This is a genomic window from Mesorhizobium sp. M1348, assembly GCF_040317925.1.
Taxonomy (GTDB): Bacteria; Pseudomonadota; Alphaproteobacteria; order Rhizobiales; family Rhizobiaceae; genus Mesorhizobium.
Genome location: NZ_JAMYLH010000003.1, coordinates 339,462 through 353,708 on the forward strand (window position 1 = coordinate 339,462; position 14,247 = coordinate 353,708).

Consider the following 14,247-nt stretch of genomic DNA (forward strand, 5'->3'; position numbering starts at 1 on the left):
ATTTGGACGCACGCCGCTCCAAGTCGCGACGGCGACCGCCGACAGTCCTGCCGACGATCCCGCCGCCTCCTTGGTTTCATGGGGAAGGCACTCGATGGATCAGACCCGGCGGGCAGCGCATCAACCGGCACGCCCGACATTTTCCGAACTGTTCACGCCGAAGCTGGTGACGGTGCTGCGCGAGGGCTATACGCTCGCGCACTTCAAGGCCGATGCCATTGCCGGGCTGACTGTCGCCATCGTAGCGCTGCCGCTGTCGATGGCAATTGCCATTGCTTCAGGCGTGACGCCGGAACGCGGGCTCTACACCTCGATCATCGGCGGCTTCCTGGTCTCGGCGCTTGGCGGCAGCCGTTTCCAGATCGGCGGCCCGGCCGGCGCCTTCATTGTGCTGGTGGCTGCGACAGTGGCGCGGGTTGGCGTCGACGGCTTGCTGCTGGCGACGATGATGGCCGGCCTGTTCCTGCTTGCCATCGGCTATCTCAGGCTTGGCACCTACATCAAGTTCATCCCCTATCCAGTGACCGTCGGCTTCACCGCCGGCATCGCCGTCATCATCTTCTCCGGCCAGATCGTCGAACTGTTCGGGCTGAAGCTCGCCGGCAAGGAACCGGGGCCGCTGGTGCCGAAGCTGATGGCCATCGGCGAGGCGGCCGGAACGATCAACCTCGCCGCAACCGCGGTGGCGGCACTGACCATCATCACCATTGCGATGTTGAAGCGGTTTCGGCCGAAGTGGCCGGCCATGCTGATTGCCATCGGACTGGCATCCCTCGTCGTTGCATTGCTCGCCATGCCGGCCGAGACGATCGGCACGCGTTTCGGCGGCATCCCGCGCAGCCTGCAATGGCCGGCCTTCCCGCCGCTTAGCCTCGACAGGATAATCGACGTGCTGCCGGACGCCATCGCCTTTGCGCTGCTCGGGGCGATCGAATCGCTGCTGTCGGCCGTCGTCGCCGACGGCATGACCGGAAGGCGGCATCGCTCCAATTGCGAGTTGGTGGCGCAAGGCTTCGCCAATGTCGCCTCCGCTCTGTTCGGCGGCATCTGCACTACCGGAACCATTGCCCGCACCGCGACCAATGTGCGGGCCGGCGCGCATGGACCGGTTTCAGGCATGATGCACTCGGCCATCCTGCTTGCCCTGATGCTGGTGGCAGCACCGCTGGCCAGCTATATCCCGCTTGCAGCACTTGCCGGCGTGCTGGCGGTGGTGTGCTGGAACATGTTCGAGAAACAGGCCTTCGCCACGTTGCTGCGCGCCTCGCGCGGCGATGCGCTGGTGCTGATGGCGACGTTCCTGATCGTCATCTTCCGCGACCTGACCGAAGGCATCGTCGTCGGTTTTGCGCTGGGCTCGATCCTGTTCATCGACCGCATGGCCAAAAGCATCGCGGTGGAGGCGGACCATCAATCCTTGGTGCAGGAAGACGTCGCCGACCGCGCCAGCGCCTATGATTCCAGCGAGGCGAGCGATGCCGACACCGTTGTCTACCGGATATCGGGCGCCTTTTTCTTCGGCGCCGCCTCGACCGTCGGCACCGTGCTGGACCGCATCGCCGACCAGCGCAAGAACTTCATCCTCGACTGTTCGGCGGTGCCGTTCTTCGATTCGACGGCGGCCAATGTCATCGAGGGCGCGGCCCACAAGGCGAGCCGCGCCGGCGTTCGCTTCATTATATCAGGCGCTTCACCGCAGACACGCCGCATGCTGATCAACCACGGCGTCAAGCGGCCGCTGGTGACTTATGCCGCCTCGATCACGGATGCGCGGGCGCAGCTGAAGAAAGCCGCGCCCGCCGTCTGAGCTGGCAGTTGCCGGCTTAGTCGAGGCCCAACGCTGCGACTTCGCCGTCATTCATCAGCGGCACGAAGATTGTCGACCTGCCGTCGGTGCCGATGTCGGCGCTGCCCGGCTTGAACGTCGCAACCACTTGCGGCGTGCCGCCGGCTTTGTAGCGGTAGAGCGTGCCGGTCATATACGCGGTGGCGTAGATGCTGCCGCCGATGGCAACGACGCCATCGAGGTTGGCAAACTTTTCCGCGCCGGGCAGTGGCGAAACGGCCTTGGTAGCAAGATCGACCGAGAGCAGGCCGCCCGGCTCCGCGGTGCTGAAGTCGGGCTTGATGCCCTTGCCCCAGGAAGCGACGATCAGCCGACCGCCATCGGCGAAGATGCCATTCGGCGAAGCGAGCGAAGCATCCTTGACGAACAGTTCCGGCCGGTCGCCGTCGATGCGATAGATCGTATCCGCAAGCATATCGGTGACGTAGATCTTGCCGGATGCATCAGCGGTCATGTCGTTGAGGAAGACGGCGTTCGGCACGTCGATCGTCGACGCTAGCTTGCCGCTAGCGAGATCGACGACGCGCACATGGGTGAGGTCGGCGACGTAGAGTTTTTCGCCGGCAATCGACATGCCCTTGGGCGCGTCCATGCCGTCGGTCCAGTGTTGCGTGAGTAGCTTGCCGTCCATCGACAGGATCGACAGATAGCCGTTGCCGTCGGCTTCGCCGGGATTACCGACGATATTCGAGACGATAACGCGCTGGCCGGCGGCGTCGAACAGCGCCGATTCAGGTTGCTCGAGGCCGCCGGCGCGCCAGAGTTCAGCGGCCTGAACTGCCGGCGCAGTCGCGATGCCGACGATGGCGAGAAGTATCGGTGTGAAGAGGCTTTTCATGGCTAGTCTCCTGTAATGGACTGGCGGAGAGCTAGGCATTTCGATACTTTTCGGGAAGATCTATCTGGACTAGTACCGAAGGCTGATACCAAATCGTGCAAAAGAGGTGCATCCCATGAACGGCCTGATCTTCGAAGCGCTGAAGCGGACGCTTAAGGCAAAGGGCATCACCTACCGCGTCCTTGCCGAGCGCATGGGTGTTTCCGAGCCGACGGTGAAACGCATCTTTCATGAGCGCAACTGCAAGCTCGACCGGCTGATGGAGATCTGCACTGCCGCCGGCGTGGAGTTGGAGAACGTGCTCGGCTCTATGAACAGAGGACCAGGACCCGCCAACCAGATCGCGCCGGAGATCGAGCGCAAGCTCGCCGGGCGGCCGGCACTGCTGTTCGTCTTCGTCATGCTTTCCGAGAAATTTACGCCCGAAGGCATCATGCGCTCACAAGGACTGAGCGAGGCTTCGATGTTCCTCTATCTGCGCGACCTCGAGGAACTCGGCCTGATCGCGCTCGGTCGCGGCCTGTCGGCAAGGCTGCTGGTCGAGGCGCCGATCCAGTGGAATTTCGACGGGCCATTGCGGCCGCTGTTCGAGATGACCAACAAGAATTTCGTCGGCTGGGCCATCACCCATTTTGAGCGCGAGGCGACATTCGTCAGCTTCTCCAGGCGAATGCGGCCGGAAACGGCGGAAATGGTCAGGCGCGAGGCGGAGGAATTGGCGGAGCGCGCCAAATTGCTTGCTCATCACGACCAGCACACGACGCCCGAAGACGGACTGGTCGGCTACAAATGGACGTTTGCGTTCGGCGCAACGCCGTTCCCGGTGATCATGCCAATCGGGCCACATCCGCGCGACGCAGGCGCGCGGACGGACGATCGAGTTGCGGCCGCCGCAAACGGACGGCGTCTGCCGGCCTAGGTCAAAACACAATCACTGAACGACCGAGTTCGGACTCTTGGCGGCAGCCAGTCTGACTGAGCTTCTTACCCCTGAGTATCGGCCGGAAACCGGTTCTCAGAGCGTCCCTTGCCCAAACACAAGATCGAGCGGCTATTCGGCGGTCTTGTTCGCCGCCACCTTGTCATCCCAGACCATCTGCCGGTAGTCGAAGCCGTATTCCAGCGTCGGCTTGACGATGCGGAAATAGGGCGACAGGTCGAAGTCGCGCGGCGTGTAGAGCGAGTGGTGGCGGATGTGCAGGATTTCCTTGCGCGAATAGCTCGATTGGGCCGAAGCACGGCCGGGCGCCCGGGTAATCTCGGGTAGGATCGGGTAGCGGATCTGGCCGTAAGCCTCCGCGATCAGCGACGAGCAGATGGCGCGCGTCGGGTCGCCGGAACCGAAAGCCAGCATGCGGCGGCGCCAACGTACCGGTACCGGCGGCGTCGGCAAGAAGTAGCGCAGCATGTCGAATATGTTCTTGAGATCGTATCTGAGACCGAGCCTGCCGATCATGAAGGCGACGACCGCTTCGCGATCTTCGGGAGCCAGGCCGCTCGCCCGGCAGATGCGAGTGTTGTAGCTGCGGTAGCGCGACAACGGCACGGCGATGCAGCCATCGCCGAGCGTGACCTCGATCAGGCGCCGCCGTTCCGATCCGTCCTCCGGCTCAGGTAATGCATCGCCGACATAGAAGGCGGCATGCGACCAGGTCGACTGGGTGAGGTATTTGATCGCCGCCGAGATCTTCTGGTTGCCTTCGATGAGCAGGATGTCGCCGGGCTCGAGCGTGCGGCGCAGCGTTTCGGCGTCCGACGGCGTGTAAGGCTCGTAGCCGGACGATTCCTCCTGCAGCCGGCCGGCAAGCCAGCGGCCAAGTCGGTCCAGAAGCGTGTCGCCGGGCTCGGTCATGCCAGACGGCGATTACCACAGGGCGGCAAATTAGACCATGATCAGCCCACGCCAGGCGCGCCGGCGTCTTCGTGCTGCGGTACCGCTGTGAGATCGTCGCGCACCTTGCGGGCAAGCTTCCTCGTCGAGCGCTTCGGACTGTCGCCGAAAAGCCCGGCCGCCTCGGCGAGGCAGGTCTTTTTCAGGCTCTTTTCCGAGCGCTTCAGCAGCTTGGCAAGCAACCGCGTCTCCTCAGGGGGGCCAAGCGGCTGGTCCTCGGCATCGAGAAGCGCGCGCATGACGAACACATCGTGCAGTTCGCCGAGCCGCTCGCCCAATTCGTCGACGGCCTTGCGCCGGGCTTTGATCGGCGTCGGCCACAGCCGGCCGAGCAGCGACAGGTGCATGCCATGCGTCTTGGCCGCCTTGCGCAGATCGTGAAAGTCATCGGCTTCGCCGCGCGAAGCCGCCTTGTCCAGCGCTTTCCTGGCGCGGCGCAAAGTGGTGCGCGCGCCTTCGGCGAGCACGTCGGCAGCCTGCTCCGGCTGGTCGGGCAGAGCGAGCTTGTCGATCCTTGCGACACCTTCCTCGCATGCGGCGATCGCCGCGCCTATCGCGGCATCGAGGCCTGCTCCGCCATGCAGTTCATGCTGGCGCGCGACGAGCCTGTCACGCACGGCATCGAGGCCACCGCCGGCAATTTGCTCGGGAAAGCTTGCCGCCAGCCGGTCAATTGTTTCGACCAGCGCGGTCGCCTCGCGCGGACCAGCAAGCAGGGCCGCCACCTGGCGGTAGCACTGATTCTCGGTCACGCAGAATGTTTCGTCTCCGGAACGGACAAGGCGCAGCAACGCGCGGACGTTCTTCAGCCGTTTGCGGCATTTGTGCAGCCCCTGTTCGGGCCTGTCACGCGCCGCGTTCAGATGGTCGATCGCCTTGCCGATCTCATCGGCGAGGATGCGCCTGACCTCGCCGGTCAGCGACGTGCGCGGATCGATACGAAAGCTCATGCGACGATCTCCGGAATCCCCCCAAGGGCGAGCGACGCGTTGTAATATCTCGGCTCGCCGGTGACTTCACGGCCGAGCCAATCTGGCAGCATTTCGTCCGGTACATCCTCCGGCGTCTCGAGCTCGGCGATCACCAACCCCGCAAGCGTCCCGCCGAAGACATCGACTTCGTAGAGATAGCCGCGGTGTCTAACATGGTGGCGTGTCTTCTCGATGACACGTCCGATGGCAAAGGCTTGCATCTCCTGCGCCTCCGCCAAAGGCACCGGATATTCGAATTCATCGCGCTCGCGTGCCTGGCTGCCGAACTTGAGCGTCAGCTTGGCGGCGGCATCATTGCTGATGCGCACACGCACCGTACGGCTGGGTTCGGCGACAAGATAGAATTGACGGATATGAATGTCCGCCTCGACGATTGCCCGCCATTCCTCACCTGAGACCAGGAATTTACGCTCGATTTCCTTGCCCATGGTCAGGCACTAAAGCGCGCACGGCCAGAGTTGGCAAGCCGCTTGACCGCACTTGACTTTAATCATTCGATTGATTAAATTGCCGGCCATGATCAAATCGCCCAACGCCAGCGGCCTTCCTCATGAGGCGCCCAAGACCGCCGCAGATATGACGCGGACGGCACTCGTGCGCGCGGCGCTGAAGCTGTTCGGACGCCAGGGTTTCGACGGCACGTCGACGCGCCAGATCGCGGCTGAGGCCAAGGCCAATATCGGCTCGATCGCCTATCATTTCGGCGGCAAGGAAGGGCTCCGCAACGCGGCGGCCGACTACATCGTCGACACCATCCAGACCGTTGCCGGCCAGGCGATCGGCAATCTGCAGGCGCCGCCCGCGGCATTGGCGGATACCGAGGCCGCGCGGGCACATTTAGCCGTCGCGCTGGAGCGGATGGTCGCCTTCATCGCGGCAAGGCCGGAAGCCGGCGAGATTGTGCAGTTCGTCCTGCGTGAGCTGTCGCATCCAACCGCCGCGCTCGACCGTATCTATGATGGCGTGTTCGAACCGGCGCATCACCGGCTCTGCCTGATCTGGGAACAGGCGACGGGCGAGCCGGCCGAGAGCGAGCGCACAAAACTCACCGTATTCACGCTGATCGGCCAGGTCGTCTACTTCCGCATCGGTCGCGAGGCGGTTATGCGCCGGATGGGCTGGCGCGAGATCGGCGATGACGAGGCCGGCAAGATCGCGGCGACAGTAACCGACAATCTCAGCGCGATTTTAGCTCGGCGCGATTTGGTTGTACGGAAGGATCGTGGATCATGAGCCTGCTCTGTTCTTTGCCGCTTGCCGCCCAGCTTTTCAGCGCCTGCGCGCCGGCAGCACCGCTCGCCGTCGGCTACGTCGAGGGCGATTATGTGCTGCTGGCGCCGATCGAGGTGGCGCAGGTCGAGACGATTGCGGTCAAGCGCGGCGACCGCGTCGCGCCCGGCACGCCGGTGGTGACGCTGGAAAACGCCGACGCCAAGATCGCCATCGCACAAGCCGAGGCGGCCCTTGCGCAGGCCCAGGCGCAACTTGCCGACCTGCAGGTCGGCAAACGGCCGGAAGAGATCGCGGTGCTCAAGGCGCAGGTCGACATGGCCAAGGCGCAAGCCGCCGATGCCAAACGCCGATACATCCGCGCCAGCGATCTGTTCAAACGCGGCACCGGCACACAGGCGGACTATGATACGGCTTCCGCGACGCTGGAGACGGCCAACGCACAGGTCGGTCAGGCGGAGGCCAATCTCGCCGTCGGCGGCCTGCCGGCACGGCCGGAGACGATCAAGGCCGCCGACAATCAGGTCAGGCAGGCGCAATCGGCCCTGGAGCAAGCGCAATGGCGGCTGTCGAAGCGTGTGCTGACGGCGCCCTCGCCCGGCCGGGTCAACGATGTCATCCGCTATCCAGGCGACACGGCCGGTCCGACCGCGCCGGTCATCTCCATGCTGCCGGACGGCGCGGTGAAGCTTAGCGTCTATGTGCCGGAAAGCGCGTTCTCGTCGGTCGAGGTCGGCACGCTACTCAACGTCCATTGCGACGGTTGCGGATCGGGCGTGAAGGCTCGCGTCAGCTATGTGTCGCCGGATCCGGAATTCACGCCGCCGGTGATCTACTCGCTCGAGACCCGGCAAAAGCTGGTCTATCTGGTCGAAGCGCGGCCGGAGGGCGACGCCAGCGCATTGCAGCCCGGGCAGATCGTCGACGTCGATCTGGCGGACATCGGAAAATGAACGTCATCGACGTGCACGGCCTGGTCAAACGCTTCGGCGACAAGACCGTTGTCGACCATGTGACGATGACGGTGGCCGAGGGCGAGATCGTCGGCTTCCTCGGGCCGAACGGCTCAGGCAAGACGACGACCATCCGCATCATGTGCGGCTTGCTGACGCCGGATGAGGGTGAAGGCACGGTCCTGGGCTTCGACATCCGCACCGACAGCCTGCGGATCAAGCGCGAAGTCGGCTACATGACGCAGAGATTCTCGTTCTACGAAGACCTGACGATCGGCGAGAATCTCGAATTCGTGGCGCGGCTCTACCGGCTGAAGCCGCTCGACGAGCATGTGGCTAAGACGCTTGAGGAGCTCGGCCTGACATCGCGCAGGAACCAGCTGGCCGGCACCTTGTCCGGCGGCTGGAAGCAGCGGCTGGCGCTGGCCGCCTGCATCATGCACAAGCCGAAACTGCTGCTGCTCGACGAACCGACGGCTGGCGTCGATCCGAAGGCCAGGCGCGAATTCTGGGACGAGATCCACCGGCTGGCGAGCGGCGGGCTGACCGTGCTGGTCTCCACCCATTACATGGACGAGGCCGAGCGCTGCCATCGCATCAGCTACATCTCCTATGGCAAGATGCTGGCTACCGGCACGGTCGAGGACGTGGTGAGGAACGCTGGCCTGACCACCTTCGTCCTGCAAGGGCCGCGCCTCGACCAGGTCGCGACCGCACTCAGTGGCCGCCCCGGCGTCGATCAAGTGGCGCCGTTCGGCGCGACGCTGCATGTCGTCGGCTCCGACAGGAAGGCGCTTCAGGCAGCGCTCGCCGATGTCGAGAAAGAGCACAAGGGCGTCACGGTATCGCCTGGCGAGACCAGCCTGGAGGATGTGTTCATCCAGTTCATGTCCGGTTCGAAGGACAACATGGGATGAAAAATGGGATAAACAGCGTCTTTTCCTTTGCCAGGCTCGGCGCGCTGCTGATCAAGGAGTTCATCCAGATGCGGCGCGACCGCATCACCTTCGCCATGATGCTGGGGGTGCCGCTGATGCAGCTGGTGCTGTTCGGCTATGCCATCAACAACGACCCGAAGAGCCTGCCGGCAGCGCTGGTGGTGATGAGCAGCGATCCTTACACGCGGGCCATGGTTTCGGCGCTGCAGACCACCGGCTATTACCGCTTCGACCATGTCGCGCAAAGTGCCGCCGAAGCCGAATTCCTGATGGCGCGCGGCGACGTCGCCTTCGTCGTCACCATTCCCGCCGATTTTGCCCGACGGGTCGAGCGCGGCGATAGTCCGCAGATCCTGATCGAGGCGGATGCGACCGACCCGGCCGTCGCCAGCGGCGCCATCTCGACGCTCGGCACAGTTGCCAACCAGGCGCTGCTCAGGGCACGCGGCATGCAGGAGACGGCGGCCGAAGCTGCCCGGGGCCAGCTCCAGGTGGTGGTGCACCGGCGCTATAATCCGGAAGCCGTCTCGCAATACAACATCGTGCCCGGCCTGCTGGGCGTCATCCTGCAAATGACGATGGTGATGATGACCTCGATCGCGCTGACGCGCGAGACCGAGCGCGGCACAATGGAGAACCTTCTGGCGATGCCGTCCAGCCCGCTCGAGATCATGCTGGGCAAGGTGCTGCCCTATCTGGCGGTCGGCGCCGTGCAGGTGCTGGTGGTGCTGGCGGCCTCGAAGCTTCTGTTTGCCATCCCCTTCACCGGGTCGATGTCGCTGCTATTGACGGCGGTCCTGATCTTCGTCTTGGCGCTGGTGCTGCTCGGCTACACGATCTCGACGATCGCCCGCACGCAAATGCAGGCCCTGCAGCTCACCTTCTTCTTCTTCCTGCCGTCGATCATGCTGTCCGGCTTCATGTTCCCCTATCGCGGCATGCCGGACTGGGCGCAGGTCTTCGGCGAGGTGCTGCCGCTGACGCATTTCCTGCGCATCATCCGCGCAGTGATGCTGAAGGGCGCCGAGCTGCCGGCGGTGGCAACGGAAATCGGCTGGCTGGTGGTGTTCGTGGCGCTGTTCGCCAGCATTGCGCTGGTGCGATTCCGCCGGACGCTGGATTAGGGTCAAATGATCGAGATTCACACGGCCTTGGCCTAGCCCGGGACCGGTGTCAATTCAGGTGCATTGAGCCCTTCGAATGGATCGCGCCAGGCGTCGATTTCTTCAAGCTGCCGATACCAGCGGCCGACAGAAGGATAATCATCGAGAGGCAATCGGGCGACGTCGTTGAAGGGCAGAAACGTCGCCATTCGAAAGTCGGCGTAGGAGACCGAATTTCCGACCAGCCATTCTCGCTGGGAAAGCTCGGCATCAAGTATTACAGCGGCGGTACTGAAGTCCCTCAGGCCCTCCTCAACCCGCGCCTGATCGATCGGGCCGAGCCCATAGCGCTGTTTGGTCCCGCGCTCGAAATGCACGACATCGCAGGCTCTTGCGAAGTTCTCTTTCCCCCAACTCAGCCATCTAATCATCTCGGGCTCGTCGTCGCCGGTGCGCCAGAAATGCGAATGCGTGTCGCGTGAAAGCCGGCAGGCTATGGCGTCGGCCTCCCAGAGGCTTTTTCCCAGGCCTACAAGGATGGGCAATGAAAGATTTGGATTGAGCGGCCGAAAGCGCTTGGCCTGCCCCGGAGCGAAGGGAGAGGCGAATTCGAACTCTACCTTGGCTTTGAGATACCGTGCCACCGCGACCGCGAGGCGAGGATTGGGATTGCGGCTGAAGAACAGTTTCATCGATCTCAGTCTTTGGAGGGTACCGGTTCGACCGGGCGCAACGGACGCTCAAGCACCTCGAACCGGCACATGACCTGGAACTGGTCGCTATCTTAGCCGGCAGCAATGATCTCGGCATAGGTGCTGAGATCGACATTGCCGCCGGAGAGCACCACGGCAATGGATTTCCCGGCAAGGTCGATCTCGGCTGACGACAGCGCGGCCAAGCCGACGCAACCGCCAGGTTCGACCACCAGCTTCAGGCAAGCCATCGCATCGCGCATCGCCTGTGCCACCGCCTTGTCGGAAACGGCGATGGCGCCGGCAAGATTCTTGCGGTTAATCTCGAAAGTGATCGCGCCCGGCTCGGCGACGAGAAGGGCATCGCAGATCGAGGTGTGGCCGGGCGCGTTCGACACCCTGGCGCCTTTGATCAGCGAGCGGCGTGTGTCGTCGAAATGCTCGGGTTCCACCGCCCAGACGGCGGTGCCCGGCGAGGCGTCCTTGACCGCGATCGAAATGCCGCTGCTCAAGCCGCCACCGCCACAGGGAACCACCACCGCATCGAGGCTGACGCCAAGCGCTTTTGCTTGGCGTATCAATTCGAGGCCGATCGTGCCCTGGCCGGCGATGATGGCTGGATCGTCGTAGGGCGGCACCAGGACCATGCCCTTTTCCACGTAAGAACGGACGACGGCAGTGCGATCGTCGCGGACCCGGTCGAAGGTGATCACTTCCGCGCCCATCTTCCTGACATTGCCGACTTTCATCGCCGGCGCATCGGTGGGCATGGCGATGACGGCCTTGACGCCGAACATCGCCGCTGCGGCGGCAACGCCTTGCGCGTGATTACCCGAGGAGAAGGCGACGACGCCGCGGGCGCGTTCTTCCGCCGAGAGCGAGGAGAGCTTGTTGTATGCACCGCGGAACTTGAACGAGCCGGTGCGCTGCAACGTCTCCGGCTTGAACAGGATCCTGGCGCCGAAGCGCTTGTTTAACTCCGGCGATTCGATCAGCGGCGTTTCGACGATCAGTCCGGACAATCGCACTGCTGCGCTGTGAATATCGGCGATGCCGGGAGGGGTGGTCATGGCTAGGTCCTGCAAGAGATGAGACCGCCTATGGTGCACGGAAAGGGAGGCCGCGCACCAATGAAAAAATGTGACGGTTACAATTCGTCCTGGAGGCAGGAGTAGGGCGTGACTGTCACCGACCGCCTCCTCGGCCCTCCGCCATGCATTCGTCGCTTCAATCGACAAATCGTTGCCGATTGACCGGCCTGGCCGGCCGCTCCTCACCCCAACAGCGTCTTTTGCCGTTTGGAGCCGCCCATCTTGCGCCAGGTGTTGAAGCGGTGGGTGGCGGCGGCGAAGGAGATCTTCATCTGTTGGGCGACCGAATAGCGCGACTTGCCCTCGTCGAACAGCCGGTAGCAGCACTCGACGCCCTCCTCGGTCAACTTGCCGTCGGGAGCCTTGTTGTGCGGATTGGCGGGATCGAATTTTTCGACCTGCTGCTCGACCAGACCTTTCAGGCGCTGCAGATCCGCCTCAATATTAGCGATCAGGTCGAGAACCGGTTTGGGATCAAACGGCTGCTGTTTTTCCGGCATCTGCGGGTTCCTCTCTCTTGGTTGAGATTCGGTTATATAAGTGAACGTTTGCCGATAGCAAACGGCAACCTGTTCGGGATTTTGAAGCCTGTACCTTTTGAGCATGAGTGGAGCGCACACGATTGACCGGCGACGTGCAAGATCATAGTTTAGAACTATTCTAAACTAGGGTGAATTTCTCATGCTTTCCCGCGTTTTCGGCTTCGGCCGCCGTCCCTTTGAATCGCTCTCGGAACAGGAGATCCTGGCGCTCGCCATCTCCTCCGAGGAGGATGACGGGCGCATCTATCGCGCCTATGCCGACGGGCTGGCGGAGAGCTTTCCGCAATCGGCCAAGGTGTTCGAGGAGATGGCGGAGGAGGAGGACGGCCATCGCGATTCACTGATCGAGCTTTACCGCAAGCGTTTCGGCGAGCGCATACCGCTGATCCGGCGCGAACATGTGAAGGGCTATTACGAGCGCAAGCCGGACTGGCTGGTGAGGCCGCTCGGCATCGATCATGTGCGCAGCCAAGCCGAGGCCATGGAGCGGCAGGCCTACCTGTTCTATATCGAGGCGGCCAAACGCACAGGCGATGCGTCGACGCGAAAGCTGCTCGACGACCTGGCAATCGCAGAACAGGGCCACGAGACACTGGCGCAGCGGCTGGAGCAAAAGCATGTGCCTGGCGCGGTCAAGGACGAAGAGGCGGCAGCCGAGCAGCGCCAGTTCATCCTGACCTACGTGCAACCGGGGCTGGCCGGGCTGATGGATGGGTCGGTGTCGACGCTGGCGCCGATCTTTGCCGCCGCCTTTGCCACGCATGATACGTTCCAGACCTTTCTGGTCGGGCTTGCCGCTTCGATCGGCGCTGGCATCTCGATGGGTTTCACCGAGGTGGCTTCCGACGACGGCAAATTATCGGGCCGCGGCTCGCCGGCAAAACGCGGGCTGACCGTCGGCGTCATGACGACGCTGGGCGGGCTCGGCCATGCGCTGCCCTATCTCATCCCGCTTTTCTGGACGGCGACCATTGTCGCCGCCGTGGTGGTTTTCTTCGAGCTGTGGGCGATCGCCTTCGTGCAGAACCGCTATATGCAGACGCCGTTCTGGCGCGCCGCCTTCCAGGTGGTGCTGGGTGGCGCACTGGTGTTTGCGGCAGGGGTGCTGATCGGGAATGCATAGCAGTCCCTATCCGATCACTACCCGGCTATCTGCTGGCGCCTCGGCGCGTTCGGTCAGGCCGTAATCGCGCACGACATGGGCGATGCGCAAACGATAGTCCGCAAAGATACCGCCGCGCCCGGCCTTCTGCGCCTGCCGATGTTCCTGCGTGTTGCGCCAGGCCTTCACCGCGTCCTCGTCGCGCCAGAAGGACAGCGACAGGATGCGGTTCGGATCGGCAAGGCTCTGGAAGCGCTCGATCGACAGGAAACCGTCGATGCCGTCGAGCAGCGGCCGCAGGTCGGCGGCGATGCTGAGATAGGCATCGCGCATGCCCGCCGCCGGCTCAACCTCGAAGATGACGGCGATCATGGCTTCACCAAAGGAGCATGCGGCCCAGAGGCTAGCTTGAGGAAGATGCGGTCCTCCTTCAGGATGAATTTTTCCCGCCGGGCGAACTCGTAATTCGCCTTGCCGGCGGGATCGGCGGCGAGCCGGGCGCGGTAGGCTTCGTAGGCCGCAAGACTGTCGATGTTGTAGGCGGCATAAGCTGTGGTGGCCGAGCCTTCGTGCGGCGCGAAATAGCCGATCAGATCGGCGCCGCAGCGCGGGATCGCCTGCCCCCAATTGCGGGCATATTCCTCGAACGCAGCCTTGCCGAACGGATCGATCTCGTAGCGGATGAAGCAGGTGATGGTCATTTTTCGCCTCCTTGGCGGTAGATGTTTTCTTGCGGTCACAGTTCGAGCCAGGTCGAAACGTTCCGAAGATCGATATGCTAGGCAAATTCGCTGGCCGGTCAGGTTTGCCAGAAGGATTTCGCGCATTCGCGGCGGACGTCTTCGGGTGTCAGGCCAAGGTCATCCAGCAGATGATCGTCGATCTCGGCGAGGTCGAGACGCTGCAAATGGCGGTCGTACCACCGCGCCAGGAGCCGCAGCCGCAAGCGGCGCAAGACAATGAACGGGAACGGCCGGCGAGCAGGCGCGGCGCTGAGAATGGTCCTTGCAGGCATCGTTGTCTCCTTGA

At 63.3% G+C, this 14,247-nt stretch carries 17 protein-coding genes; 7 read left to right on the forward strand and 10 right to left on the reverse strand.

Features of this window, described 5'->3' with window-relative positions; translation table 11 throughout:
* Positions 1–94: 94 nt before the first annotated feature.
* On the forward strand, positions 95–1,807 hold the full coding sequence (locus tag NKH13_RS08675; protein WP_352716082.1) for a SulP family inorganic anion transporter: 1,713 nt from the start codon (positions 95–97) through the stop codon (positions 1,805–1,807).
* Between the two features lie 16 nt (positions 1,808–1,823).
* Here NKH13_RS08675 and NKH13_RS08680 read toward each other — a convergent pair whose 3' ends face one another.
* Positions 1,824–2,684, reverse strand: coding sequence for an SMP-30/gluconolactonase/LRE family protein (locus NKH13_RS08680; RefSeq protein ID WP_352912160.1), 861 nt, complete (start codon positions 2,682–2,684; stop codon positions 1,824–1,826).
* Between the two features lie 115 nt (positions 2,685–2,799).
* Between NKH13_RS08680 and NKH13_RS08685 the strand changes: the two genes are divergently transcribed.
* Positions 2,800–3,603 (forward strand): helix-turn-helix domain-containing protein, encoded by an 804-nt coding sequence (locus tag NKH13_RS08685; RefSeq protein ID WP_352912162.1) that lies wholly within the window; start codon positions 2,800–2,802, stop codon positions 3,601–3,603.
* 132 nt (positions 3,604–3,735) lie between these two features.
* On the opposite strand, the gene NKH13_RS08690 is transcribed toward NKH13_RS08685, so the two are convergent.
* The 3 genes from NKH13_RS08690 to NKH13_RS08700 are packed head-to-tail and all read right to left on the reverse strand — an operon-like array spanning position 3,736 to position 5,995.
* Positions 3,736–4,536: a C40 family peptidase gene (locus tag NKH13_RS08690; RefSeq protein ID WP_352912164.1), complete on the reverse strand. Its 801-nt coding sequence runs from the start codon at positions 4,534–4,536 to the stop codon at positions 3,736–3,738.
* 41 nt (positions 4,537–4,577) lie between these two features.
* Complete coding sequence (locus NKH13_RS08695; protein WP_352912166.1) at positions 4,578–5,525, reverse strand: CHAD domain-containing protein; 948 nt, start codon at positions 5,523–5,525, stop codon at positions 4,578–4,580.
* Positions 5,522–5,995, reverse strand: coding sequence for a CYTH domain-containing protein (locus NKH13_RS08700; protein ID WP_352716072.1), 474 nt, complete (start codon positions 5,993–5,995; stop codon positions 5,522–5,524). The genes NKH13_RS08695 and NKH13_RS08700 overlap by 4 nt, the downstream gene beginning before the upstream one ends.
* Positions 5,996–6,083: 88 nt before the next feature.
* Here NKH13_RS08700 and NKH13_RS08705 point away from each other — a divergent pair, with 88 nt between their 5' ends.
* The 4 genes from NKH13_RS08705 to NKH13_RS08720 are packed head-to-tail and all read left to right on the forward strand — an operon-like array spanning position 6,084 to position 9,812.
* Positions 6,084–6,800 carry a CerR family C-terminal domain-containing protein gene (locus NKH13_RS08705; protein ID WP_352716070.1) on the forward strand — a complete coding sequence of 239 codons (717 nt, stop codon included), beginning with the start codon at positions 6,084–6,086 and terminating at the stop codon, positions 6,798–6,800.
* Entirely contained in the window at positions 6,797–7,750 is a 954-nt protein-coding gene (locus NKH13_RS08710) for an HlyD family secretion protein (protein ID WP_292656945.1), read from the forward strand. The genes NKH13_RS08705 and NKH13_RS08710 overlap by 4 nt, the downstream gene beginning before the upstream one ends.
* Positions 7,747–8,667 carry an ABC transporter ATP-binding protein gene (locus NKH13_RS08715; protein ID WP_352912169.1) on the forward strand — a complete coding sequence of 307 codons (921 nt, stop codon included), beginning with the start codon at positions 7,747–7,749 and terminating at the stop codon, positions 8,665–8,667. The genes NKH13_RS08710 and NKH13_RS08715 overlap by 4 nt, the downstream gene beginning before the upstream one ends.
* 8 nt (positions 8,668–8,675) lie before the next feature.
* Positions 8,676–9,812: an ABC transporter permease gene (locus NKH13_RS08720; RefSeq protein ID WP_352912217.1), complete on the forward strand. Its 1,137-nt coding sequence runs from the start codon at positions 8,676–8,678 to the stop codon at positions 9,810–9,812.
* Between the two features lie 32 nt (positions 9,813–9,844).
* Here NKH13_RS08720 and NKH13_RS08725 read toward each other — a convergent pair whose 3' ends face one another.
* From NKH13_RS08725 to NKH13_RS08735, 3 genes are all read right to left on the reverse strand, one after another.
* Positions 9,845–10,483, reverse strand: a complete 639-nt coding sequence (locus NKH13_RS08725; RefSeq protein WP_352716063.1) for a glutathione S-transferase family protein — start codon at positions 10,481–10,483, stop codon at positions 9,845–9,847.
* Between the two features lie 92 nt (positions 10,484–10,575).
* Complete coding sequence (locus NKH13_RS08730) at positions 10,576–11,553, reverse strand: threonine/serine dehydratase family protein (protein ID WP_352912171.1); 978 nt, start codon at positions 11,551–11,553, stop codon at positions 10,576–10,578.
* Positions 11,554–11,756: 203 nt separating this feature from the next.
* Complete coding sequence (locus NKH13_RS08735; RefSeq protein ID WP_292656954.1) at positions 11,757–12,074, reverse strand: hypothetical protein; 318 nt, start codon at positions 12,072–12,074, stop codon at positions 11,757–11,759.
* A 181-nt stretch (positions 12,075–12,255) separates the two neighbouring features.
* Between NKH13_RS08735 and mbfA the strand changes: the two genes are divergently transcribed.
* A complete protein-coding gene (mbfA, locus tag NKH13_RS08740; protein ID WP_352473594.1) occupies positions 12,256–13,239 on the forward strand; it encodes an iron exporter MbfA in 984 nt (327 codons plus the stop codon).
* Between the two features lie 6 nt (positions 13,240–13,245).
* Here mbfA and NKH13_RS08745 read toward each other — a convergent pair whose 3' ends face one another.
* The 3 genes from NKH13_RS08745 to NKH13_RS08755 form a co-directional block, all read right to left on the reverse strand.
* On the reverse strand, positions 13,246–13,590 hold the full coding sequence (locus NKH13_RS08745) for an antibiotic biosynthesis monooxygenase family protein (protein ID WP_352716056.1): 345 nt from the start codon (positions 13,588–13,590) through the stop codon (positions 13,246–13,248).
* Positions 13,587–13,919: an NIPSNAP family protein gene (locus NKH13_RS08750; RefSeq protein WP_023679000.1), complete on the reverse strand. Its 333-nt coding sequence runs from the start codon at positions 13,917–13,919 to the stop codon at positions 13,587–13,589. The genes NKH13_RS08745 and NKH13_RS08750 overlap by 4 nt, the downstream gene beginning before the upstream one ends.
* A gap of 98 nt (positions 13,920–14,017) precedes the next feature.
* A complete protein-coding gene (locus tag NKH13_RS08755) occupies positions 14,018–14,233 on the reverse strand; it encodes a YjiS-like domain-containing protein (protein WP_352912173.1) in 216 nt (71 codons plus the stop codon).
* Between the last annotated feature and the right edge of the window lie 14 nt (positions 14,234–14,247).